This is a genomic window from Rhizobium leguminosarum bv. viciae (genome assembly GCF_012276115.1).
In the GTDB taxonomy this organism is placed as follows: domain Bacteria; phylum Pseudomonadota; class Alphaproteobacteria; order Rhizobiales; family Rhizobiaceae; genus Rhizobium; species Rhizobium leguminosarum_T.
This window is the reverse complement of sequence record NZ_WIEU01000006.1, coordinates 304839-327953: the sequence shown is the minus strand read 5'-3', so window position 1 is coordinate 327953 and position 23115 is coordinate 304839. Positions and strand designations below refer to the sequence as shown.

Sequence of the window (23115 nt, the reverse complement as noted above, 5' to 3'; positions counted from 1 at the left end):
TTGCAACGGCACATCTTCACTGGTGCCATGCGTAAATCCTGTAATCGTCATATGTCGAAGCCTCGTTCGGCAACAACATCAACAATCACACGCTGATCCGGAAGGTGGGGTCAAGGCACCGCTTACGTTAGGGCCCGTAAGCGACAAAGCGATCGTTGTCCGGCACGAGCATCGCGGCGCCAGCCAAATAGTTGGGACGGATGTATGCCGATGCGATGCGCAATCGCTGACACGCTTGCACCAGGCTCCATCGCCTCAGCCACAGCCGCTCCTTGAATTCATCGGACCAGCGCCGTCGAAATTGCCGCGGCGCGCCCTCAAGCCGTTCCGCAACGGCCTCGATCATATGGAAGTTTCTAGTTCCAGAGCTAGGCGCAGACATAGAAGCTCACAGTTTGTGAATCGTCTGTCCGCAATACAGGCGCCAACGCTACCAACGCCAGATGGGGTCAGCTTGCCGCTTACGTTTTAAGACCCGAACGGGGCAAAGCCTGCCCCCGCAACCAGATACGACAAAGCCCGCCTCGTGCGGGCTTTGTCGTATCTCGTAACGGGGCGAGGGGTTAACGCCCCCCGCAAGAAGCCCAAGCCGACCCAGCGGGACAGAAAACTACAAAGCCTGAAACCAAAACCAATGAGACTGACACTCCCGTGAGGCCTCCTCCGGGAGTGTCGTTTTGTAGCGTTTCCAACGGCTTGCTGCTCGACACAGTTGAGGATCGTGCCCAGTTCACCATAGAGCACCGCGTCGATTTGGCCGCGTTTCGGGCCGGGCGTAAGCACGATCTCTCGACCAGCGGCCGAAGTACCTCCGCTGCCTGCAGCCGTTCCTCCGGGCGATTGAGGTGCGGCCTGATTGTCGCCGTCTCTATTGTTGCCGCAATGCCCGCCTGGATGGAGATTGTCACAAAGTCCAAATCCCGGTGGTCTGCCTATCGCCAGCGAGCGCTTTTCGACCGAGCACCTCTCCTTTGTCCATGGAAGCCATCATATTTTTAGAGTTAGCCTGTACCGGCGGCAATTGTACCGTCACGCGGAGGCCATGCGGCGATATGTTCTCCAGCAAAAGCGAGCCACCGTGGCTTTTTGCGATTTCATCCGCAATCGAAAGTCCCAGCCCAAAACCGCTGTTGAGATTTTGTGACCGGGCCTCGTCGGCCTTGAAGAAGGGTTCCAGAACTTTGTCTTGGAGCCCTTCTTCAAGACCGGGGCCGTCGTCGCTTACGATGATTAAGGCTCCACCGTGCGGGCTATAGCGTAACTCGACAGTTACCTTTTTGCCGAACCTTACCGCGTTCTCCACTATATTGGTGATGGCGCGTATGAGCGCTTTTTGCTGGCACAAATATCCAAGCCGCTCAGGTCCGTTGTAAATCACGTCATGCCCAAGATCACAAAATTCCGATGTGATAGTCCGCAACAGACTTGAAATATCAACCTTTCGAAGCGGTTCTACTATCGCAGTGCTGCTTAGATATTGAAGGCTTTCCTCAATCATCGTGGTAAGGTTGTCGATATCCGCCAGCATGGCTTCCCTTGAGGCGGGGTCCTTCGAGCGTTCGACGCGCATTCTCAGTCGCGTCAAAGGCGTCCTTAAATCGTGGCTCACAGCCGTCAGCATCCGTGTGCGATCATCGACCATTTTGCGGATACGTTGACGCATGTTGTTGAGCGACATCGCAAGCGTACGAAGTTCCTTGGCGCCTTCGGCGGTGAACTGTGCTTCATCGTTACCGTCGAGGCGCAGTTTCCTTGCCGCGTCCGCAAAGCGAACGAGAGGCGATGTAATCATGCGACTTATGTAAAGTACCAAGAGAAGCATCGGCAGCATCAGAACGATGGCCTTGGCGATGAACTCCACAACTGCGCTGAAGGATGAGGGGGAAACATCGGCACCGGAGAACCCAATGACGAGAGCACGCAACGCGTCAAGGCGCACCGCAAGAGTACTGTGTCCCTCGCCATCCGGAGTGTTTTCAAGAACGACCGCTTCAAAATCGGCAGGAAGGACGCCCTGAAGCTCATCCGAGACGAGATGGTCATCCGTTTGACGCGCCCCTTCGCTACTGACATCGCTCCATGGCAGAATCTTCAATTCGAGACCGCTAGAGGCGCTTGCCCTCACCACATTCTCGACTTCGACGTCATTTCTGGCGCTTCTGACCTGATTCACGATCAGCTCGATTTGAGCACCTTTAACCATAAGCATTTTTTCATTATGGAAAATGAATGGCTCAGGTAGAATCGCAATAATACCGATAACGATCAACGGAACAGGAACAGACGCGAACACTACGAACTGGAGCCATATGGACGCCTTGCGAAAGCGATCAATCATGGCACTGTCGCAACCTCGGGCGTGAAGACATACCCGCCCAGACGCACGGTTTTGATGAATGTCGGCTCCTTGTAATTTGGTTCGATTTTCTGCCGGACGCGACTGACATGTACATCGATGCTGCGTTCAATGGGTCCGGCAGCGCCTGCGTGGGTACGGGCAAGTATTTCCTGGCGGTTCATGACCTGTCGAGGATTCCGACAGAACACCAACAGCACATCAAACTCAGCCGTCGTAAGCGACACATGAAAACCGTCAGTGTCCGTCAGTTCGCGGGTGACCGGGTCAATTCGCCAGCCTGCAAATGTCATAGGTTCCTGGGGCGGCTTAACTTGCGTTGAATATGAAGATCGCCGGAGAAGCGCTTTTATTCTGGCCAAAAGCTCCCTGGATTTAAACGGTTTCGTGACATAGTCGTCGGCGCCCAATTCCAATCCAACAACCCGGTCTATCTCTTTCGTTCGCGCCGTAAGCATGAGGATGGGGATTGTATCGGACGACCTGATCCTTCTGCATATGCTGAAACCGTCCTCACCTGGCAGCATTCCATCCAGCACTATGAGATCGAACTCCTTCGTCTTCCGTACACCGTCCATTTCAACGGCCGACCCGACCGCCTCGGCGGCATAACCCGCCTCCTTGATCAGATCGATCAGCATATTCGCGATATCCCGATCATCCTCGACGACGAGGATTCGAGCTGACGCTTGAGTAAGAACATTGGATGCGACGTTATTCATAGCCCTAGCCATCTGTGTCGGAAATCCGACTTTCAGTTAGCCCGTTTTTTATCACGGGTGTCAGCCCAATTGTGTTTAATTTTGTTACTGTGGTTCCGCCATGGACTTCTTCGGCGACTGAAGATCTGTCGCGCAATCGAAGTGTGACGCTTGCTCCACTGGGGATATGTCGCACGCCAGGTTCGACAAATCTGGTTCACGCCGTTGCTCGCCAGATTGGCGGGGGACGGTCAGCCTCGATTGTCAATTCATGAAACAGGCTCTGGCTGCTGCTGTCCTCCTCGGAAGATTCGCTTGAGAAGCAGCAGGAAGTCGTCGACAAAGGTGAAGATCACGGGGATAACGACGAGGCTGAGGACGGTCGATGTCATGAGGCCGCCGATGACGACGATCGCCATCGGTTGACGGAAACTCGCATCGCCGCCGCTGAGGCTCAGGGCTACGGGAAGCATGCCGCCGCCCATGGCGATCGTTGTCATGACGATCGGGCGCGCCCGCTTGTGGCAGGCGTCGACCAGGGCGTCGAAGCGCGAGAGACCTGCGCGCCGTGACATGATCGCATATTCGACAAGCAGGATCGAATTCTTCGTCACCACACCCATCAGCATGAGGAGGCCGATCAAAACAGGCATGGAGAAGCTCGTGCCGGTCAGCACCAGCGGCAGCAAGGCGCCGCCGAGCGATAGTGGAAGCGCCGTCAGGATCGTCAGCGGCTGTAAGAAATCATGGAAGAGCAAACCAGCACGGCGTAGATGCAGAATACGCCGATCCCCATGGCGATGGCGAAACTGTCGAAAAGTTCCGAGCTGCGCTCCAGTTCGCTCTGCTGGACAAGCTCAACTCCGTCTGGAAGGCCCTGAAGGGCGGGCAGTGCCTGCGCCTCGCTATAGACGTCACCAAGAATGCGGCCATTGAGCTCGACCGAGAGTGTGACGTTTCGAGAGCGGTCGATGCGGTTGATCTCCGAAAGGCTGCCGCCGACGCGGATGTCGGCGACCGAGCCGAGATCGACGCTTCCCCTGACGCCGGTGACGCGGAGATTGGCGATGTCATCGATCGTCGTCCGGTTGCTCGGATCGAACCGGACCCGGATCGAAAGTTGCCGCTGAGGCAGGTTGAGCTTGGCGAGCGCGGAGGAATAGTCGCCACTCGTCGCCACGCGAGCTGCCTTGGAAATTGCTTCTGACGTGACGCCAAGGGCGGCGGCGCTGTCAAGATTCGGAATGATCTGGATTTCCGGTGCTTGCAGGGAGGCACTTGTCACTGCGCCGATGCCTGGGAGCGTGCGCAGTTGCTCTTCGAGTGCGGCGGATGCCTGGGCAAGTGTATTGGAGTCGTCGCTCGCGAGAGTAATGTCCAGTTTAGTGCCATTGCCGCCTGTGCCCACTTCGATCCGGACACCTGGGAGTACGACGAGCGCCTGGCGGATATCATTTTCGATCTCAGACTGTTGCGGCTGCGCTCGCCGATCTTCTTCAGATCGACAACGAGCGACGCGGTCGCCGTGTCCATGGTTACGGAGGAATCGATCAAGTCGCGCGATGATGCGCTTCCTACGGCAGTAAACACGCGCGTCACGTCCGGCAGGCTGGAAACGATATCTGACGCGCGTCGCGTCACGGCGTCCGTTTGACCAAGCGAGCTGCCAGGCTGAAGCGTTAGCGTGACTTGCGTCTGCGCGTCGTCCGATGGCGGCAGGAAACCGGAGCTGAGCATGGTAAGGGTCGAAAGCGACAGGCCGAGGAATATGCAGACGCCGAGGATGGTCAGTTTACGAAAGCGCAAGCAGGTTTTGACGAGGGCTATATAAGCGCGCATGATCCGGCTGTCTTTCACTTCGACGGGATGCCCCTTCATCAGGTAGGCGGCCATCATCGGTGTCAGTAGGCGGGCAACGACCAGTGAGGCGAGAACCGCCACTGCGGCTGTTATGCCGAACTGGCGGAAGATCAGCCGGGGAATGCCGCTCATGAAGGCGGTTGGCAGGAAGACCGCGAGGAGCGTCAACGCCGATCAGATACTCGCTGATCTTCTCATCCGAAAGCGCGCCGCTTCCCTGGATCTTTCGTGCCCGGTCGGCATTCGCCCTCGCTTTGGCAAGGGCGGCCTCGGCGCCTGCCAGTGCGGCCTCCTGGTTACGCAGCTCCGCGCGCACGGATTCGTCGGCAAGCCGGACGAGGGGTTGTCCTTTCGAGACAACCGAACCGACATCGACAAGGACATCGATCACACGCAGGCCATCGATTTCCGCGGCGATGATAGCCTCATGCCAGGGTTTCAGCCAGCCGCTGGCCGGTACCGTCTCGGGCCACCGGCGTTCTACCGGCTTTGCCACGGCAACGGTAAGCGCTGCTGCCTCGTTCTGTTGAGCGACCACAGGCTCTGCGATGGAAATGAGATTCGATGCAGAGACGAGTACAAGAAACCAGGACCAACGAAAAAGGATGTCAGCGGCCTTGCTGCGCCTTACCGGGCGCCTAGAATTTGTAACCGACGATCAGCATCGCAGATGGCTGCACGTCGTTCTGAACGATCGGGCTGTCCTTCGCGTCGCCGGTCAGGAAACCGATACCTGCCTGGCTGCGGATAATCCAGTGTTCCGTCGCCATGTATGTTACCGATGCCTCGACGTCGAAACGCTTCAGTCCCGCGCCCGCCTCATATTGCCGCAGTCCCGATCTTGCAGACTGTGTTGCGGTTACCCCAAAATAACTCTCCATATGATTGTCATCGGCAAATGTCGCGGAAGCGCCCGCGGAAAGGATGAAACGATCATACTGATGCGAGACATTTGCTCCGACCTGACCGACCAGCCCGTCGCTGCCCCCAATCGTCTTGTCGACAGAAGCATAGAATTCCACCGGTCCCATTTCATACGAGAGCTGCGCTCCGACTAGAGCGCCAGCATCGATGTCACCCAGACCTTTGAGGTGATCGGAATCATCTTCATCGCGCCCACCCCGCATGTCGTAACCGCCCTTTACCGAGAATTTAAATCCGTTGGATTTCAGCACTTCGACTTCCAGCCCGGTCGGATCGACAGTGACGCGATCACCGAAGGTCGCGGAGATCATGGGAATGGGGGCCAGTTGGAACTCGTCCGATCCTTCGAATTTCGGCGCATATATGGCTCCAGCGCCGACCATAACATTCCAGTCGGAAAGCTTCTGGCGTATGCCCCCAAACCGTCCCTTGTCGAAGTTTTCCGTCGGAGGGATAGCGGGCTCTTCACTCTCATAAGGGTCGGCGGCGCGGGCCTGGGAGAGCGGGCAAGCAGCGACTGCGAGCCCCGCAGCGATCGCGATACGCCGCGGACGGCCTAAAAGGATTTGGTCAATGGCATTCCAATTGGCTCCTGGGATCCGATAGAGAATTCTTACGCGTACAAAGCATGAAAGCCCGACGCGCCGGCCTCTCGCGGTCGCACCGTCCCAGACGACGTCGTTAACTTGGGTTTTGTGATGTTAAGAAATGTTGCCTAGGTCGGTGCCGCTGACGCGCGGCCTAGAGACGCCGCATTTTGCGTCCGCCCCCTAACAGAACGAAACAAAGGGCCTGCGGTTATGATGGCCGTTTGGCAGGTTAGAAAGTCCAGCTTGCGCAAATCTACAACTTTCCATGCAATCAGACCCCCGTTACCAAACAAATAGCCGCCTCCAGGGCGGCTTTTTGTTTGGTAACGGGTCGAGGGGTTAACGCCTCAGGGCCGGCAAGAAGGCGTAGCCGACGCAGCTGGACAGAAAACAACAAAGCCTGAAACCGAAACCAAACTTTCCATAAAAACAATACGCAGAAGTGGGTCGAGGCAGGCATCCAGGATGCAGTAATCCGGATCCGCATCCTTCAGTTCAACTCATTCCGAGCCAGGAATTCTGCTGCCTGTATTGTCTCCAAGGCACTCGCTGTCTCCCTTGAAGTAAGGCAAGGTTTCCCAGAGGCTGCGATCGCCGACGATATGCCGACGATATAGAGGGGAGGGAGGTTCAGTCGAAGAAGCCCGCATCCTCTTCGCTAAGATATCTCCTGGCCGCTTCGGCGTCGATATCAAGGCCAAGCCCCGGCGCTTCCAGTAGGTCCACCATGCTGTCCTTCACGATCTGCGGCGGTAAGCCAATTACCAGGTCCTGCCACCAGGGATCGGAGGCGGTCGGATATTCGAAGGCGATGTAATTTGCCGGCAACGTGGCGCAGACATTGATCAATGCGCCGAGGCCCAGCAGGCCGTTAGCGGTGCCGTGCGGTGCCATCAGGATCGAGTGCATGTAGGCGTGCTCGGCGACCCATTTGAGCTCGGCAATGCCGCCAACATCGGCTGGATCGGGGCCGATGACGCGCACCGCCTGCGTCTCGATCAATTCCTTGAAATTGTGCCGCAGATAGATCTGCTCACCAGTGTGGATTGGCGTCGAGGTGGAAGTCGTCAGTTCCCGATAGGCCTGCGGATTGACCCACGGCACGTAGTCGCCAGTCAGCATGTCCTCGAGCCACATCAAATTGTACTTCTCGACCGCGCGCGCGAACTTGATCGCATCGGGCAGCATCCAGCCCGGGCCGCAGTCGAGCGCCAGGCTGACTTTGTCGCCCAGCACTTCTTTCATCGCGATCACGCAGTCGAGCATGTGATTGAAGCCGCGCTCGCTGATCATGCCCTGATCCATGGCACCGTGATAGCCTGCCTTCTTCTGCGTCACGCCGTAGTGGAAGTCCTCGAAAGTGTCCTTCATGTTGGAGTGGAAGGAGATTCCTTGCTTGACCATGAAGAAGTTCTGCGGCTGCTCCATCATCCATTTGACGTCGGCGGCGTAATCCTCCGGCCGGTCGCCCCTGCGTTCCTGGCGAATCGAACCATTGTAGACGCGCACCTTGTCCCGCACCTTGCCGCCGAGCAGTTTATAGACGGGCACGCCCGCGGCCTTGCCGGCAATGTCCCACAGGGCATGCTCAATAGCGCTTACCGCCGCGCCGTACGGCTTGAAAGAGCCGCGTTGACGGATCTTCAACATTACTCTTTCGACGTCGGTCGGGTCCTCGCCGATCAGCGCTTCGCGGAAATGCAGCACAAAGGGCTTGAGGTAGGTCTTGGTGAATTCGACTTCGCCCAAGCCATAGAGGCCCTCGTCCGTGACGATGCGGACGATCGGGTGTCTGCCGATAACGGCGCAGCGGAGATCGGTGATCTTCATCTTCGTTCCTTTTCGCCTCAGCTCCAGGTGCGATCCCAGGAATACTCATCGTCCCAGTGATCCGTAGGCAGCCAGATGCCGCTGACACCCGCCTGCAGATGCTGCGAGATCACCTCGTCGACGACGTCGTCAATCCCCAGGCCCGGCTTGTCTGGAACAGTGACAAAGCCGTCCTTCACCAGCGGCTTGGGAAGGCCAGTGACGATATCGTCCCACCAGTCGACATCGACAGAGTGGTATTCGAGCGCCATGAAGTTTTCAGTCGTGGTCGCGACATGTGCCGCGGCCATTGCGGCGATTGGACTTTCTGCCATGTGGATGGCCATGGCGACACCATGGTCCTGCGCCATGTCGCCGATCTTCTTTGTCTCAAGGATGCCCCCGCTGGTGAGCAGGTCCGGGTGGATAACGGAGACGCCGCCGTTCTTGAGCAGAGGCTCGAAGCCCTCCTTGAGGTATATGTCCTCGCCAGTGCAGATGGGCACTGTTGTGGCGTCCTGCAGCTGTCGGTATTGATCGGTATACTGCCACGGGATCACATCCTCGAGCCAGGCTGGCACGTATTTTTCAATTCGCCTGGCAAGGCGAATGCCGTTCTGCATCGAGATATGGCCGATATGGTCGATTGCGAGCGGCACATCCATGCCGATGACCTCACGAACCTCGGCAATGTATTGCTCAAGGAAGTCGAGGCCCTTGTCGGAAAAGTGGAGCCCGGTAAACGGGTGTGGGACGTTATGCAAATCATATGCAGCGTTGCGGACGCGCCGCTCTTCAATGGTCTTCAGCGGACCGCGGCCGGGGTGGTTGCGGTAGCCTTCAAGTGAGCCGGCAGGAGACACGACCGCCCCTGGCACATCCGCGATCTGCATCAGCCCCAGATCCATCTTGAGGAAGGTGAAGCCGAGCTCCATGCGCTGCTTGAGGCGCTTGCCCGTCTCGGTGCCGCTCGGCACGGTGGCGTCGGTATCGCAGTAAACGCGCACTTTCTCCCTAAAACGGCCGCCGAGCATCTGGTAGACGGGGACGCCATAGGCCTTTCCGGCAAGATCCCACAACGCGATTTCCACCGCCGATACGCCGCCGCCTTGCCGGCCGTGCCCGCCGAATTGCTTGATCCGGCGAAAAAGTCGATCGATGTTGCAAGGGTTTTCGCCAAGCAACCGGCTCTTCAGCATCAGTGCGTAAGTGGCGCTGGCACCGTCGCGCACCTCGCCAAGGCCGACAATGCCCTGATTTGTGTAGATCTTAAGCAGCACTGAGGTGAACGGCGCGCCGACGATTTCGGCTACCCGCATGTCGGTGATACGAAGGTCGGACGGCTTGGAATGCGTGTTCACACGATCGAGCGCCTCGTCGGCTCCATCTGCCTCTAGCATGGTTTATCCTCGTTTTAGTCCGCGGGGCTCACCACCGCGCACGTTGGGGTGGCGTAGGGCGTTGCTAGTCCAGCTCTATCTCGTGGCTTTGAAGGTAGTCGCGGTTCATTTCAATGCCGAGACCGGGCTTGGGCGTAAGCTTGAGGCTGCCGTTCGAGACATCGAGTGGCCTGTCGATGAGGTGATCGTATTTGCCCAGGTTCCACTCCGACGTTTCGAGTTTGTAGAAATTAGGAACGGTCATCATCACCTGCGCTCCCGCAACCACGTTGATCGGCCCTGCCGCGTCATGCGGCGAGACGGGAATGTAGTAGGCTTCGCATAGGGCAGAAATCTTCTTGAGTTCGGTAATGCCGCCGGTCCATGTGACGTCAGGCATAATGTAATCAGCTAGTCTGTTTTCGAGCACCGCCACGAAATCCCATTTCGTATGACCGCGCTCACCCCACGAGATAGCGGCGCTGACCTTTTCACGGACCTGTCTCAGCGCATTGAGGCTCTCCGGTGGACAGGGCTCCTCGAACCAGTCGATCTGACCGGCTTCCTCAAGGCTCCGACAAAGGCGAATGGCGGTGGGAACGTCGAAGCGGCCATGCGCATCGATGAGGATGTCGACATCAGAGCCCGCCGTTTCGCGGATCAGAGCCGTGAGTTCGGCGGCTTCGCGCTCATCCTTGCGGGTCATGCTGCCATCGAGGTAGCCGTCGCGCTGTTCTCGAGGCTGTCCATCGGCGGTGCGGCCTTGTTGGGGGAAAGGATCAAACTTGAGCGCAGTGTGGCCGGACTCGACGATGTCTCGAATTTCGCGGACCACAGCCTCCTTGCTGGTAAATTTGGCCTGATTGGGGTGGGTGTAGAGCGCGATTTCATCGCGTACCGGCCCACCCAACAGCTCGTAAATCGGCTTACCCAGGACTTTGCCCCGGATGTCCCAGAGGGCTATGTCAATGGCGCTCACGCATTCGACGGCGGCACCGCGACTGCCCATGTAGGTGAAGCTGCGGAATATCTTGTGCCACAGATACTCGATACGCGCCGGATCCTCGCCTGTCACAGCGGCACCGATCTGCCTTAGGATCGTGCAGAGGGCGCGATTGGCGAGCCTCGTCGTGGTGGTGATCTCTCCCCAGCCGCTCACCCCCTCATCGGTCGTCACTTCGACGAACAGAAACTCTCCCCAATAAGAAGCATCGGACTTGATGAGCCACGGCCGAACGCTGGTGATTTTCATCTCAACTGCCTTTGTCTGAAGTGGTCGGGAGAGCGATATTCAGGCCAGGTATTCTATCCTGCCCGAGCGGCGTTACGCGCACGCATGTGTTCGAGGATATGCCGGCCGGAGCCTTCGACATGGCGTGCAATGAGTTCGCCTGCCTCGTTCGCGTTTCCGGCTTTTACATGCGCGATCAGCTCGCGATGCTCGCTAAGGATCGCGGCACGCCGGGCGAGCGTGAAGTTGAAACGCCGGCTCACGGCTCGAAGCACTTCGCGATGCTTCCACCAAAGCTCGGCGGCATGGCGGTTGTAGTGCTTTTGGTACATTACGGTGTGAAAGGCGGTGTCCAGCTCGCTGTGCCTGAACGTGTCGGCGAAGTTGTTCTCTTCAATGAGGCCTTGGATGCGTTCGAGTTCAGCAATGTCCTCGACGGTGGCCATATTCACGAACCATCGCGTCAGTGCCGGCTCGATCAAGACTCCTATCTCGTAGATGTCCCGGACAAAATCCTGATCTATGGGCCGGACGCGCGCTCCGCGATTGGGAACAAGGGTGACAAAGCCTTCCCCACGCAACAGTTGCAGGGCCTCGCGCACGGGGTTGGTCGAGGTGCCGTGGCGCCGGGCGAGATCGGTGACCACAAGCCGCTCGTTGGCAGCGAGCCGCCCTTCGATGATGTCTTCCCTGATCAGTTGATAAAGCGAGGCGCCCTCGCTGGAGGCCCCGATAGCGTCGATCCCTTCGGGTGGCTTTGCTTTAAAATCGCTTGTTTCGGCCAAGGCTGTCCCCAAATCAATACACACATTGCTCGGATATCACGCCAGCCTTCTGTAAACAATGTATGATTTATTCAATTGACAGGCAATCTACAATCTGAAAACGTATGATTAGGCCAAAGGGATACATTGGGTGGACAGTCCCGCGGCCGGGGAGCAAAGACCGCTCGCCTCGACGCAGAGCGGCATGGGAGAACCTGGAGGATACCTTATGACGAGGATTTCACTCGGTGCCGTCCTACGCGGCGCTGTCTCGACTGCTTTGATGGTATCGTTGATGTCTGCGTCTGCGCTGGGGGCGCCGGTCGACTTGAGCAAATGGTCGCCGCAATATGTGCGCTCCATTGCCGGCACACAGAATTTTGACACGGCAGCTGATTGCGGCAAGGTCACCCCTCTCGACTATAAGGGGCGGCTGACTTTCTGGTATCAGGGCGTGTTCGAGGGCGACCCCGACCTCCTGCGCCAGTATTACAAGGAGTTCTTCGAGACCTTCCGCAAAACCTATCCAAACATCCAGCTTGAGGAACAAGCCCTCACCTATAACGACCTCTTGGACAAGTTCCGGACCGCGCTCTTGGGCAATGCAGCGCCCATGGCGGTCCGCCTGCAAATCCTGGGCGGCACCGAGTTCGCCTCAAAGGGATATTTGGAGCCGCTCAAACCTGAGGATGTAGGGTATTCGACCGAGGATTTCTGGCCCGGCGCAATGAAGGCTGTAACCTGGGAAGATGTGACTTACGGCATTCCAACCAACAACGAGACGATGGCGTTCATCTGGAACGCCGACATCTTCAAGCGTGCAGGCCTCGATCCGGACAAGGCTCCGGCAACCTGGGACGACGTCGTCAAGTATTCCAAGCAGATCCACGACAAGCTCGGCATTGCCGGTTACGGCCTCGTGGCTCGCAAGAATGCCGGCAATACGCCGTACCGCTTCATGCCGCAGCTGTGGGCCTATGGCGGCGGCGTCTTCGACGAGGCCACCGCCGACCCGACGTATAAGAAGGTCGAGCTCGATAGCCCGCAGAGCAAAGCGGCATTGCAAGCCTCCTACGATATGTATGTTCGCGACAAGTCGGTTCCGGTTTCGGCGCTCACCAACCAGCAGGCCGACAACCAGCCCCTCTTCCTCGCTGGCCAGCTCGGCATGATGATCTCGCACCCGTCCGACTACAACGTCATGCTCGACCTGCAGAAAAAGGCGACGGCCACCGACAAGGACAAGGCGCAGACCGTGATCGACAACATGCGCTATGGCTTGATTCCGACTGGCCCCGACGGCAAACGTGCCGTCGTGTTTGGCGGCTCCAACATTCACATCCTGAAGCCCGAATATGTCGAAGGCGGCAAGGTAGACGAGCCGGCGGCAAAAGCTATCATCTGCATGTGGACAAGCCCCGAATGGTCACTGAAGATGGCTTATGCCGGCTCGAACCCGGGAAACCTCAACGGCTTCAAGACAAAATGGATGAAGGAACGCCTGGACAGCATCAAGTTTCTTGATGTCACGACCTCGATGCTGCCTTACGGCATCCCGTTCCCGGCACTGCCACAGTCCCCCGAGATCATGAACATCATCGTCCCGGACATGCTCCAGAATGCTCTGACTGGGGCCATGACCGTCGACCAGGCAGCAGACGATGCGGCCAAGAAGGTCAAAGACCTGATGGACGGTGGGCTCTAGTCCAAGTCCGACGATCTGACCGGCTGCACATCGGTCGCAGCCGGTTTTGTTCCCAAGGATGAGGGCTCTGCACGGTGACGATCTTGACTGGGAAGGCCGAGGTTTCCCGACGACTACGACCTCATAGGTCCAGAGTGCTGCGAAAGGTCTGGGAGCATCGCGCTGACTACGCGTACGTGCTTCCTGCGATCGCCGTGATGCTCATCGTCATAGCCTACCCCATCTATTACACGATCGAGCTGTCGTTCTTCAATACACCGCCTGGTCTGCAGCTTCGGGACAAGATTTTCGTCGGTCTCGACAACTACACCGCCATCCTCAAAAGTCCGGTGTTCTGGACGGTTACCTCGAACACTCTTATCTGGACAGCGGGATCGACTTTCATCTCATTTGTCCTGGGGTTCGCTTGCGCCCTCGCACTTCATCGTGACTTCGCCGGCCGCGCCATCCTGCGCGCCATCCTGATCATTCCCTGGGTCATCAGCGCGGTTGCAGCGTCATATATCTGGAAATGGATCTACCATTCGGACTTTGGGATCATTGGCTCAGTGCTGGTTGGCCTGGGATTGAGCGACCGGCCGCCGAATTTCATCGACAGCGTCAGTACGGTGTTGCCCTCGCTGATCGTCGTGAATATCTGGCGAGAATTTCCGTTCGCCATGATCATGATGATGGCTGGCCTGCAGACGGTTCCCGACCAATTGCTGCGCGCCGCAAAAGTCGACGGAGCCAATGCATGGCAGCGGTTCTGGCACGTCACCTTTCCGCACTTGAGAAACGTCTCGACGGTGACGATCCTTCTGCTGGCAGTGGCCAACTTCAATTCTTTCATCATCCCCTGGATCATGACCGGCGGCGGGCCGTCGAATGCATCGCATATCTGGATCACTCACATTTACGAACTCGCCTTCGGCCGCCAGCGCTGGGGGGTGGCATCGGCCTATTCGGTGCTGCTGTTCCTGATCCTGATGTCGCTCGGCTACTTCTACGTTCGTGCGCTGAGCGGCAACGACCAGAAAGACGGGAGCGAATGAGCACGATTGTCGAGACTGCTCAAGGCCAGGCGCGTCGCCGTATGCGCATCGATGGATGGCGGTGGGGCGGACGCATCTTCCTTGTGTTCATGCTGCTTTACACCGCATTACCGATGATCTGGATGCTGATCACCTCGATCAAGTCCGGCTTCGCGGCCATGCAATTCCCGCCGCAATGGTGGCCGGACCAACCTACTCTTGCCAGCTACCAGAAGCTGCTCGATCCGCAAAACAGCGTCGGTCAGGACTTCCTTCGTTTCTTCTGGAACAGCCTTTTCGTCTCCACCGTTACGACCATCCTTTCGGTGATCGTGGCGGTTCCTGCGGCCTACGCGTTTTCGCGCTTCACCTTCCCAGGCAGAAACTTTCTGTTCTTCGGCGTCTTGCTTCGCAACATGTTCCCGGCGGTGATCTTTCTCGTGCCGCTCTTCATCCTGATGCGCGCGATCGGGCTGGTGAACACGCATAGCTCGCTCATCCTCACTTACCTCACATTCGGCCTGCCGCTGGCAATCTGGCTCCTCAAGGGCTTCTACGACAACATCCCGGTGCAACTCGAGCAGGCCGCGCGCATCGATGGGGCAACGCGGTTCCAGGCCTTTGTCCTGATCGTGATGCCGCTCTCGGCGCCAGGAATCATCGCCACGGCGATCTATTCCTTCATCGGCGCGTGGAACGAATACATCTACGCCTACACCTTCCTCTCCAAGAACGAGCAGTTGACACTGCCGGTCGGCATCCAGCGCTTCTTCTCAGAAAATTCGACGGACTTTCCGGGCCTGATGGCGGCCAGCTTTATGATGAGCGTGCCCGTCGTAGTCCTGTTCCTCGTCCTGCAACGATACTTCGTACGCGCCCTCACGGAAGGCGCAGTCAAGCACTAGGGAGTTGCCGGTGGCCCACGTGGTCCTCAAAGATCTTGTCAAGACCTATGGCAGCTTCAAAGCTGTCAACGATGTTTCGCTGACGGTCAACGACGGCGAATTTGTAGCGCTCGTCGGCCCTTCAGGCTGCGGCAAGACAACCACACTCAATCTTGTGGCGGGGCTCATCCCCATCACATCTGGCGATATCGTCATCGGCGACCGGGTGGTCAACGACCTCGACCCCAAGGACCGGGACATCGCAATGGTGTTCCAGAACTACGCGCTCTATCCGCAGAAATCGGTCTACAAAAACCTGGCGTTCCCGCTGCAGATGCGCAAATTGCCAAGGGACGAGATCGACAAGAAGGTCAAGGAAGCAGCGCGAGTGCTCGACATGACGCAGCTGCTCGAGCGCAAGCCACGCGAACTTTCGGGCGGGCAACAGCAGCGCGTGGCGCTCGGTCGTGCACTCGTTCGCGATCCGGCGGTATTCCTGATGGATGAACCACTCTCCAACCTCGACGCAAAGCTGCGCGTGCAGATGCGGTCGGAGATCAAGCGTTTCCACCAGGACCTCAAGGCGACGATCATCTACGTGACGCACGACCAGCTCGAAGCGGTAACCATGGCCGACAGGATGGCGGTGATGAACGGCGGCTACCTACAGCAATACGATTCACCGGCGCAGGTCTTTGCCCATCCGGTGAACATGTTCGTCGCCAGCTTCGTCGGCAGCCCGGCGATGAGCCTTGTTCCGCTGGAGACGTCAACGGCAAGCGGCAACACTGTGTTGACGAGTGCGGAGGGCTGGCGCCTCGAGCTCTCGCCAGAAAACGCTCAGAAGGTCTCAAGGGCGACAACCAAGAAAGTCGTGCTCGGCGCACGTCACTCGACGATCAAGCTGCACAAGAGTGCGGTGCCAGGCAGCATTCCTGCCAAGGCCTACACGGTGGAGCCGACCGGAGACGTCACCTTCGTGCAGGCGTTTCTTTCCGGCGCCATCGTCAATGTCAGCGTGCCGCCGACCATTGCCGTCGCGCCCGACGAACAGATTTGGCTCGAGTTCGATCAGGAGCGGATGCATCTGTTCGACGGCGAAACAGAAATGGCCCTCAAGGCCCACTGAGACAGAGCCGATGCGTGCGAAACGAGGGCGTGAATGACTACGAAGCTTAAAATCACGGCAATCAAGCCCTATCCAGTATGGGTGGGAACGCGCAACCAGATGCTGGTCAAGGTCGAGACCGACAACGGCATTTTCGGCTGGGGCGAGAGCGGTTTGAGCGGTCGCGAAAAGGCCGTGGCCGGCGCGATCGAGCACTATCGCGAGTTTCTCATCGGCCGCGATCCGATGCAGATTGGTCGGATCTGGCAAGAAGTTTATCGCAGCCAATACTTCGAAGGCGGGCGCGTTCTGCAGGCGGCGATTTCCGCCATCGACATCGCCCTTCACGACATCAAGGGCAAGGCGCTGGGGGTGCCGGCCTACGAACTGCTGGGCGGCAAGCAGCGCGACCGTATTCCTACCTTCGCCTCGACGGGTGACGAGGCCGAGGGCGATGTTGCCATCGAACGAGCCCGCGAACTACGCGAACAAGGGTGGCAGGCGATCCGCTTCTTTCCTATCGGGCAAAACAGCAAGGGCATCTTTGAACCGCGCCAGTCGATCGGCGCGACCGCAACTATGCTGAATAAGGCGCGCGAGGCGCTGGGCGACGAGGTCGTCCTCGGCATCGACTATCATCATCGGCTGTCGGTGGCAGAGGCGGCGAGCTTCTGCAACAAGCTCGGCCGTGGCGTGCTTGATTTCCTCGAGGAGCCGATACGAGACGAGACGCCCGAGGCCTACGAATCCCTGCGCACGATGACTGACATCCCCTTCGCCATCGGCGAGGAATTTGCCAGCAAGTGGCAATTCCTGCCCTACATCGAACGTGGCATCCATCAGTTCAACCGGCTCGATGTTTGCAATGTTGGCGGGCTCACCGAAGCGATGAAGGTCGCCGGCTGGAGCGAGGCGCACTATGTGGACCTGATGCCGCACAACCCCCTCGGCCCGATCTGCACGGCCGCGACCATCCATCTCGCCGCCGCGGTAGCGAATTTCGCCTGGCTCGAGACCAGAGCGCCCGAAGCAAAACTGGGCTTCGATAATTCCGACTTCTTCCCCGTGCAACCAAGGCTCGACGGCCCCGACTATCCGGTCAGCGACCTGCCGGGGCTCGGCGTCGAGGTCAACGAAGAGGCGGTCAAGACGGAGAGCTTTCGTTTCTGGGAAGCGCCGCACCTGAAGCGCCGCGACGGTTCTGTCACGAACTGGTAGTTTCATCCACCGGAGCCAAAAATGACGCATACGCCCGACATTACGCGACCGCCCAAAGAGCTGATCGACGCATTGAAGGAAATCGGCGCCGCGACGATTTCCGGCACGCTTGGCCACATGGGCTTCCGCAATCCGCACATGGTCGGTCCCGTGCCGCAGAATCGCGGGAAGTCGATCGTCGGGCCGGCCCTGACGCTTCAATTCATGCCTCAGCGGCCGGACCTCTTCACCGAGGGAGAATATGCAGATCCGGAGACGCAGTTGCACCGCCATGTGCTTTATCACGTGCAGGAGGGCGATGTGGTCGTGGTCGACGCGCGCGGCGACATGAGCTCGGGCGTCTTCGGCGATATGATGTCGACCTATTTCAAAGGCAGAGGCGGCGCTGGCATCGTGATCGATGGGTGCATGCGCGACCGGCCCAATGTCGAGAAGCTGGATCTCCCCCTATGGCTACGTGGCTGGACGCCCAACTACCATGTGCAGACCAGCATCTATCCGAATGCGGTCAACGTTCCGATTGCCTGCGGCGGTGTCACGGTAATCCCCGGCGACATCATCGTCGCCGACGATGATGGGGTGGTGGTACTTCCAGTCGCGATGGCCGCGAAGGTAATCGAAGAGTCGCAAAAGCATCACGATTGGGAGGAGTTCTCGCGAGTGAAGCTTATGGAGGGCGGGTCGTTGCAGCGCTACTATCCGCTGCATGACGATGCCCGCGGAGAATACGAAGAGTGGCGCAAAACAAACCGCTTGGAGAACCGAAGTTAGCCTATCGCCCGGACGTGATCTTCGAGCTTGGTTCACTGCGGTTCACTATCGAAACAAGCGTGGAGCAATTGCATCCCTTCGTCGATGCGGGTCGTGGGAATAGCGCCGTATCCCAGCATAATACCGACTCGTGGGATCGCACTCACGGCGAAATGCGACAGGATCTGGATGGCGACGCCGCGATCGGCAGCGCGGCGGGCGATCACGGCGATCTGGTCTACCGACATTTTCCGGGCCGGAGCGGTGAGATGAAGCCCCGTTGTCGACGGGACGAGCTCGATATGCTCTGCAAACTCACGGGGTGATCGCGTCCCCGAGGAGCTCGTGCCGTTCTCGGTGGATTGCGTTCACCCGACGCGAGCGACCAAGGACCGGTCATGAAAGCAGCGGCCAAACTGGCGTGGGGTCAGTCCGGTTACCTCTCGGAAGCGGGCGGAAAAATGACTTTGGCTGCCGAAGCCGCAGGCCTGTGCCACGTCGGACAATGGAACCTTGCCTGCTGCAATAAGCCGCTTGGCACGCTCGATACGCCTGCGCAACACGTTGCGATAGGGGCCAAAACCAGTCGAGCGTTTGAAGGCACGGGCGAAGTGATAAGGGCTCAGACCGGCCACGGCAGCCAGGTCCTCAATCGTCAGGTCCTGCTCCAGATGGGCTTCGACATACTCCTGCACCCGACGCAGAACGACTGGCGCCAGACCTCCGCGGATGAAGAGCGCTTTCGGCGGGCGTTCGCTGCAGCGGGCCGCGAGGTAGGCGGTCAGCATTTCGCCAGCCTGAGTTATCGCGATGCGGTCGGCCGGCTCCTCCCACGACAGCGGCAGCACCATGGCGCGGATGATGTTTTCGAGTGACGGGTCGCGTTGGAGGCCCTCTTCGCGCAAGCTTATCAGGCTGGGGTCGGCATCGAGCGTCTCCACCACCCGGGATTCAAACACCGGCGTCGGGATGTAGAAGTGGAGAAGCCGACCTTTCCCGGCAGCTTCCCAAGCCGTCGGCGCGCCGGCCGGCACAACCCAGAGGCTGCTTTCGCCATGGATGGGATCGTAGCCGCGTCCGCGCAGCCGGCGAAAGCCCGCACCCTCGGCGACCCAAAAACTGAGTGTATGGTGATTGGCCGGGTTGTAGTGGTAATGCCCGCGTCCCTCCCGCTCCCAGAGCGCGGCCGCCAAGCCTTCCCCGAAGCGTGCCGAGGCTCGCAAAGGAACACCCGACTGCTGCAAATGGCTGAAGATGGCGTAGTCCTGCAATCGTAACATGGCAACGTCAGTTAACCAAAATCTCTGCCGGCTAGCAACACCGCTGCCCATTCCGCAGCAAGATCAGAACAAAACCCGGAGCTTTTGGACTGACAGCGCCGCGGTGCCTGCGCTATGTGTCGGCCTGTGGGAGGTCTTAGAGCGCCGTGCGTCCAATCGGACGCACAAAGGACGCTCTAACTCTTTCAATCCTCGCATCGTGCTTTCCGAAAATCGATTCCGATTTTCAGGCCGATGCTGTAGCAGAGCGAGGAAAGAACATGCGGTTACTTGATAACGCAATTGCTATTGGTGGCGGCGAAGCTGAACGTCGCCGACGAACTGGCCGTTGGGCCGCAACCTCCCGAGGAACTCGCGCGGATGGCTGGAAATGGGAGGCTGAAATGCCTCGAGCGGAAATTCGCGTCGATCACTCGTCGAGAGTGCGACGACTTGGATTTGTGAAGGCCACGGTCGCAGCCTTCAAGACTTGGCAATTGACCGTCTCAAGACATCGGGCAATCGCGGATTTAAGCCCCGATCAGTTGAGAGACATCGGTCATGCCGAGGCGCCAGCGGCAGTGCTTGAAGTCAAGCCAGGTCTGATCACGTACCTGATGTCGATGAGATAAGCCGACCACCGGGCCGTTTCAGCCGTAACTGGCCTGCCGAGATTCAGCGGGCTTGGAACCCGCGCGGTCCGTCTGTCATGAAAGGAGTAAAATGATGCGCACGCAGGAACTTCCTTCCGCCGTCCCGCTAATGGCGCTTTCGACCGGTTTCTGGGCCTTCAAGACTCTGGCCGCCGCGCACGAGCTGGACCTCTTCAGCCGCCTTGCGGGCGGCCCGGGCACGACAGCTGGCGAGCTGGCGCAAGCGCTCGGTCTGCATCCACGCCCGGCCGAGATGCTGTTGACCGGCTGCGCTGCACTCGGGCTTCTGGAGAAAACGGAGAGCCGTTATCGCAATACGCCGTTAAGCGAAGCCTATCTCGTGAAGGGCAAGCCGTATTACTTTGGTGGCTTCGTGCGGATGGCCGACAAGCGGCTCTACGCGGGCTGGGGCAAACTTACCGAAGCGCTGCGCACGAACCGGCCAACCACGTGGGACCCTGCGGTGCAATCCTCGATCTTCGACGGCGAGGATCCGACGATGCTGGCACTCTTCTGGGAGGCGATGCATTCGCTCTCCATGATGACCGCGCGTAAGCTCGGCGAAGCCTTGGATCTCAGTCATTTCCGCCGCCTCCTGGACATCGGCGGCGGATCGGGCGCTTATGACATCGTGCTTTGCAAACAGTATGAGGCGCTGCGCGCGACCGTGTTTGATCTGCCGCATGTGGCCGCGATCGCCGCGGGAAAGATTGCCGAGGCCGGCTTGACCGACCGCATCGAGACCGGCGGCGGCAACTTCTTCGAACAGCTTCCCGGGGATCACGACGTGCATCTCTTGTCGATGATCCTGCACGATTGGGACGAGGCGAAGAACCGCGCCCTGCTGCGCCGATCGTTCGAGGCTTTGCCGAGCGGCGGCGCAGTCGTCATCAGCGAGCTTCTCGTCAATGACGAAAAGACCGGGCCGGCGCCGGCTGCGCTGATGAGTCTCAACATGCTGATCGAGACGGAAGGGCGAAACTACACGCCGGCCGAATATTCGGCGTGGCTCGATGAAGCCGGATTCCGACACATCGAGACGGTCTGGTTCGACGCACCCGCCGCGAACGGCGCCGTGATCGGCAGCAAGCCCTAGATCAGCATGATTTACGCCCGATCGGCCTAGAATATGAGACCTGATCTAAATCAAAGCATGGTGTCGTCCGAAAACCGCGCACACTTTTCGGCATCATGCTCCAGAGCAACGGGACGGAGGCAAGCATGAGTATTCACGACTTCGGATCTGCGGCGACGCGCGTGGCGTCGCAGGCGGCCAGGCGGGTGTTGCCCGCAGCATTCGCGGCGCTGGCGGCGGCGATTGGATCGCCGCCTGCCGGCGCGGCCGACAGCGAGCTGGTCGAACGGGGGAAATACCTGGTGACCATCGCGAGTTGTACCGATTGCCACACGCCGGGACATTTCCTCGGCAAGCCGGACATGACGCGTCACCTCGGCGGCTCCGAGGTCGGGTTCGAGATCCCTGATGTCGGGGTCTTCTACGGCTCCAACCTCACGCCCGACGAGGAGACGGGTCTCGGGCGCTGGAGCGAGCGTGATATCGTCACGGCGATCCGGACAGGCAAGCGCCCCGACGGACGCATGCTGGCTCCGATCATGCCGTGGGCCGCATTAGCGGAGCTCACCGATTCTGACGCCGGGGCGATTGCGGCCTATCTCAAGAGCCTGCCGGCGGTGAGCAACAAGGTGCCCGGACCGTTCGGGCCGGGCGAGGCGTCGACTTCGTTCGTGATGAAGATCGTGGCGCCGGCGGAGAAATAGGGCCGGCGCATTGCAGGGCGGCGCCCATCCCATTGCCGGCTCACGACTCGCGCGGAGTCGCCCCGGATGATCGCGCCGGAGTTCAGTTCGGGAAGAGAACATCGCCCTTCCCGAGCCCGTATTTTCGCCGCCTGCCGCGCTTTTTGAAATCAGCGCGATCAACAGTTTGCCCCTCCGTCCTGAGTATTTTGCCCACGCGAAACTCTGTTTCCAGCCTGCGTATCGCCTCCACATTGCGCTTTACAACTATATAACATAGTTGCTACGTTACTAGCAATGGTGAGGCGAGCCTGCTGACTGGTGTTGGGCTGCCCTGATGAAGGACGCTGCGACGATGTCTGGGACCTATGCTACCTTTTCCGACGATAGTTTTGCGGGCCGAACCGTCCTTATCACGGGCGCCGCGAGTGGAATGGGTCTTGAAACTGCAAGAGCCTTTGCCAGCAAGGGCGCGGAAGTGGTCATGGCCGATCGTGATGAGGCGGGGCTGAAGCGCTACGGTGCGGAACTGCACAATGGCGGCGCGGCTGTTCACACCGTGACGGTGGATGTCAGCGATCAGGAAAGCATCGACAAGGCCTTCGATTATTGTGACGCCAATCTGGTGCGTCTCGATAACGTCGTGACGTGTGCAGCGATCATCACAGCCAAACGTATATTCGAGCAGGATCGGGCGCATTGGCATCGCGTGCTCGATGTCAATCTGCTCGGCAGCTTCTTCGTCGTGCAGGCGGCGGTCAAACGCATGCTCGATAACACCGATGGCGGCAACATCGTCTGTATCGCCTCGGATGCCGGCGTGCATGGCGGCGGCGGGCTGATTGCCGATACCGCTTATGCGGCATCGAAAGCCGGGACCTTGTCGATGGTCAAATCGGTGGCGCGGGAACTTGCGGGCAAGAAGATCCGCATCAACGCGCTGAACCCCGGACCGACGGATTCCCCGATGCACTCCCATATCGATCAGTCGCTGAAGGACCGAATCGCCGGCAATCTGCCGATGCGGCGCATGGGGCGGCCGGAGGACATGGCGGCGGCAATCATGTTCCTGTGCTCGGATGCAGCCAGCTTTACCTACGGCGCCGCGCTCGATGTCGATGGCGGATCGATGTTCCGCTAGACGGGGAGGGGA

20 protein-coding genes and 2 pseudogenes are annotated in these 23115 nt (G+C 59.0%); 11 read left to right on the top strand and 11 right to left on the bottom strand.

Features of this window, described 5'->3' with window-relative positions:
- Positions 1-122: 122 nt before the first annotated feature.
- The 10 genes and pseudogenes from GFM02_RS35100 to GFM02_RS14535 form a co-directional block, all read right to left on the bottom strand.
- A complete protein-coding gene (locus GFM02_RS35100; RefSeq protein WP_246792237.1) occupies positions 123-251 on the bottom strand; it encodes a transposase in 129 nt (42 codons plus the stop codon).
- Between the two features lie 653 nt (positions 252-904).
- Positions 905-2338 (bottom strand): sensor histidine kinase, encoded by a 1434-nt coding sequence (locus GFM02_RS14575; RefSeq protein ID WP_168321986.1) that lies wholly within the window; start codon positions 2336-2338, stop codon positions 905-907.
- A complete protein-coding gene (locus GFM02_RS14570) occupies positions 2335-3090 on the bottom strand; it encodes a response regulator (protein ID WP_168321985.1) in 756 nt (251 codons plus the stop codon). The genes GFM02_RS14575 and GFM02_RS14570 overlap by 4 nt, the downstream gene beginning before the upstream one ends.
- Positions 3091-3326: 236 nt before the next feature.
- A pseudogene (locus GFM02_RS14565) lies at positions 3327-5049 on the bottom strand (efflux RND transporter permease subunit).
- 43 nt (positions 5050-5092) lie between these two features.
- Positions 5093-5473: pseudogene (locus GFM02_RS14560) on the bottom strand (efflux RND transporter periplasmic adaptor subunit); the annotation flags it as partial.
- Between the two features lie 82 nt (positions 5474-5555).
- Positions 5556-6416 (bottom strand): MipA/OmpV family protein, encoded by an 861-nt coding sequence (locus GFM02_RS14555; protein WP_432444448.1) that lies wholly within the window; start codon positions 6414-6416, stop codon positions 5556-5558.
- Positions 6417-7061: 645 nt separating this feature from the next.
- Complete coding sequence (locus GFM02_RS14550) at positions 7062-8261, bottom strand: mandelate racemase/muconate lactonizing enzyme family protein (protein WP_168321983.1); 1200 nt, start codon at positions 8259-8261, stop codon at positions 7062-7064.
- A gap of 17 nt (positions 8262-8278) precedes the next feature.
- Positions 8279-9640 carry a mandelate racemase/muconate lactonizing enzyme family protein gene (locus GFM02_RS14545; RefSeq protein ID WP_168321982.1) on the bottom strand — a complete coding sequence of 454 codons (1362 nt, stop codon included), beginning with the start codon at positions 9638-9640 and terminating at the stop codon, positions 8279-8281.
- Between the two features lie 64 nt (positions 9641-9704).
- A complete protein-coding gene (locus tag GFM02_RS14540; RefSeq protein WP_168305573.1) occupies positions 9705-10871 on the bottom strand; it encodes a mandelate racemase/muconate lactonizing enzyme family protein in 1167 nt (388 codons plus the stop codon).
- Between the two features lie 53 nt (positions 10872-10924).
- A complete protein-coding gene (locus GFM02_RS14535; RefSeq protein WP_168321981.1) occupies positions 10925-11635 on the bottom strand; it encodes a GntR family transcriptional regulator in 711 nt (236 codons plus the stop codon).
- A 208-nt stretch (positions 11636-11843) separates the two neighbouring features.
- Here GFM02_RS14535 and GFM02_RS14530 point away from each other — a divergent pair, with 208 nt between their 5' ends.
- The 7 genes from GFM02_RS14530 (at position 11844) to GFM02_RS14500 (ending at position 18618) form a co-directional block, all read left to right on the top strand.
- Positions 11844-13319, top strand: coding sequence for an ABC transporter substrate-binding protein (locus tag GFM02_RS14530; RefSeq protein ID WP_168321980.1), 1476 nt, complete (start codon positions 11844-11846; stop codon positions 13317-13319).
- A 74-nt stretch (positions 13320-13393) separates the two neighbouring features.
- The gene (locus GFM02_RS14525; RefSeq protein ID WP_026265420.1) at positions 13394-14353 is read left to right on the top strand and encodes a carbohydrate ABC transporter permease; all 960 of its coding nucleotides are present in this window, start codon (positions 13394-13396) and stop codon (positions 14351-14353) included.
- The gene (locus tag GFM02_RS14520; RefSeq protein ID WP_168321979.1) at positions 14350-15237 is read left to right on the top strand and encodes a carbohydrate ABC transporter permease; all 888 of its coding nucleotides are present in this window, start codon (positions 14350-14352) and stop codon (positions 15235-15237) included. Before GFM02_RS14525 ends, GFM02_RS14520 begins: the two co-directional genes overlap by 4 nt.
- Positions 15238-15247: 10 nt before the next feature.
- Positions 15248-16345 carry an ABC transporter ATP-binding protein gene (locus GFM02_RS14515; RefSeq protein WP_131666203.1) on the top strand — a complete coding sequence of 366 codons (1098 nt, stop codon included), beginning with the start codon at positions 15248-15250 and terminating at the stop codon, positions 16343-16345.
- Positions 16346-16378: 33 nt separating this feature from the next.
- Complete coding sequence (locus GFM02_RS14510; RefSeq protein ID WP_168321978.1) at positions 16379-17542, top strand: mandelate racemase/muconate lactonizing enzyme family protein; 1164 nt, start codon at positions 16379-16381, stop codon at positions 17540-17542.
- 21 nt (positions 17543-17563) lie between these two features.
- Positions 17564-18313 carry a ribonuclease activity regulator RraA gene (locus tag GFM02_RS14505; RefSeq protein WP_168321977.1) on the top strand — a complete coding sequence of 250 codons (750 nt, stop codon included), beginning with the start codon at positions 17564-17566 and terminating at the stop codon, positions 18311-18313.
- Positions 18277-18618 (top strand): hypothetical protein, encoded by a 342-nt coding sequence (locus GFM02_RS14500; RefSeq protein WP_155247518.1) that lies wholly within the window; start codon positions 18277-18279, stop codon positions 18616-18618. The genes GFM02_RS14505 and GFM02_RS14500 overlap by 37 nt, the downstream gene beginning before the upstream one ends.
- A 42-nt stretch (positions 18619-18660) precedes the next feature.
- Here GFM02_RS14500 and GFM02_RS14495 read toward each other — a convergent pair whose 3' ends face one another.
- A complete protein-coding gene (locus GFM02_RS14495; RefSeq protein ID WP_168321976.1) occupies positions 18661-19572 on the bottom strand; it encodes an AraC family transcriptional regulator in 912 nt (303 codons plus the stop codon).
- Between the two features lie 260 nt (positions 19573-19832).
- On the opposite strand from GFM02_RS14495, the gene GFM02_RS35095 reads away from it, so the two are divergent.
- The 4 genes from GFM02_RS35095 (at position 19833) to GFM02_RS14475 (ending at position 23103) form a co-directional block, all read left to right on the top strand.
- Positions 19833-20183, top strand: a complete 351-nt coding sequence (locus GFM02_RS35095) for a hypothetical protein (RefSeq protein WP_246792235.1) — start codon at positions 19833-19835, stop codon at positions 20181-20183.
- 94 nt (positions 20184-20277) lie between these two features.
- Complete coding sequence (locus GFM02_RS14485; RefSeq protein WP_246792233.1) at positions 20278-21300, top strand: acetylserotonin O-methyltransferase; 1023 nt, start codon at positions 20278-20280, stop codon at positions 21298-21300.
- Positions 21301-21425: 125 nt separating this feature from the next.
- Positions 21426-21983, top strand: a complete 558-nt coding sequence (locus GFM02_RS14480; RefSeq protein ID WP_168321974.1) for a c-type cytochrome — start codon at positions 21426-21428, stop codon at positions 21981-21983.
- A gap of 316 nt (positions 21984-22299) precedes the next feature.
- A complete protein-coding gene (locus tag GFM02_RS14475) occupies positions 22300-23103 on the top strand; it encodes an SDR family NAD(P)-dependent oxidoreductase (protein ID WP_168321973.1) in 804 nt (267 codons plus the stop codon).
- The last annotated feature ends 12 nt before the right edge of the window (positions 23104-23115 follow it).

Coding starts and splice junctions, on each gene's coding strand:
- GFM02_RS35100 (WP_246792237.1), bottom strand. CDS start 251: ATGGAGCCTGGTGCAAGCGTGTCAGCGATTGCGCATCGCATCGGCATA.
- GFM02_RS14575 (WP_168321986.1), bottom strand. CDS start 2,338: ATGATTGATCGCTTTCGCAAGGCGTCCATATGGCTCCAGTTCGTAGTG.
- GFM02_RS14570 (WP_168321985.1), bottom strand. CDS start 3,090: ATGGCTAGGGCTATGAATAACGTCGCATCCAATGTTCTTACTCAAGCG.
- GFM02_RS14550 (WP_168321983.1), bottom strand. CDS start 8,261: ATGAAGATCACCGATCTCCGCTGCGCCGTTATCGGCAGACACCCGATC.
- GFM02_RS14545 (WP_168321982.1), bottom strand. CDS start 9,640: ATGCTAGAGGCAGATGGAGCCGACGAGGCGCTCGATCGTGTGAACACG.
- GFM02_RS14540 (WP_168305573.1), bottom strand. CDS start 10,871: ATGAAAATCACCAGCGTTCGGCCGTGGCTCATCAAGTCCGATGCTTCT.
- GFM02_RS14530 (WP_168321980.1), top strand. CDS start 11,844: ATGACGAGGATTTCACTCGGTGCCGTCCTACGCGGCGCTGTCTCGACT.
- GFM02_RS14520 (WP_168321979.1), top strand. CDS start 14,350: ATGAGCACGATTGTCGAGACTGCTCAAGGCCAGGCGCGTCGCCGTATG.
- GFM02_RS14510 (WP_168321978.1), top strand. CDS start 16,379: ATGACTACGAAGCTTAAAATCACGGCAATCAAGCCCTATCCAGTATGG.
- GFM02_RS14505 (WP_168321977.1), top strand. CDS start 17,564: ATGACGCATACGCCCGACATTACGCGACCGCCCAAAGAGCTGATCGAC.
- GFM02_RS14495 (WP_168321976.1), bottom strand. CDS start 19,572: ATGTTACGATTGCAGGACTACGCCATCTTCAGCCATTTGCAGCAGTCG.
- GFM02_RS35095 (WP_246792235.1), top strand. CDS start 19,833: ATGCGGTTACTTGATAACGCAATTGCTATTGGTGGCGGCGAAGCTGAA.
- GFM02_RS14485 (WP_246792233.1), top strand. CDS start 20,278: ATGCGCACGCAGGAACTTCCTTCCGCCGTCCCGCTAATGGCGCTTTCG.
- GFM02_RS14480 (WP_168321974.1), top strand. CDS start 21,426: ATGAGTATTCACGACTTCGGATCTGCGGCGACGCGCGTGGCGTCGCAG.
- GFM02_RS14475 (WP_168321973.1), top strand. CDS start 22,300: ATGAAGGACGCTGCGACGATGTCTGGGACCTATGCTACCTTTTCCGAC.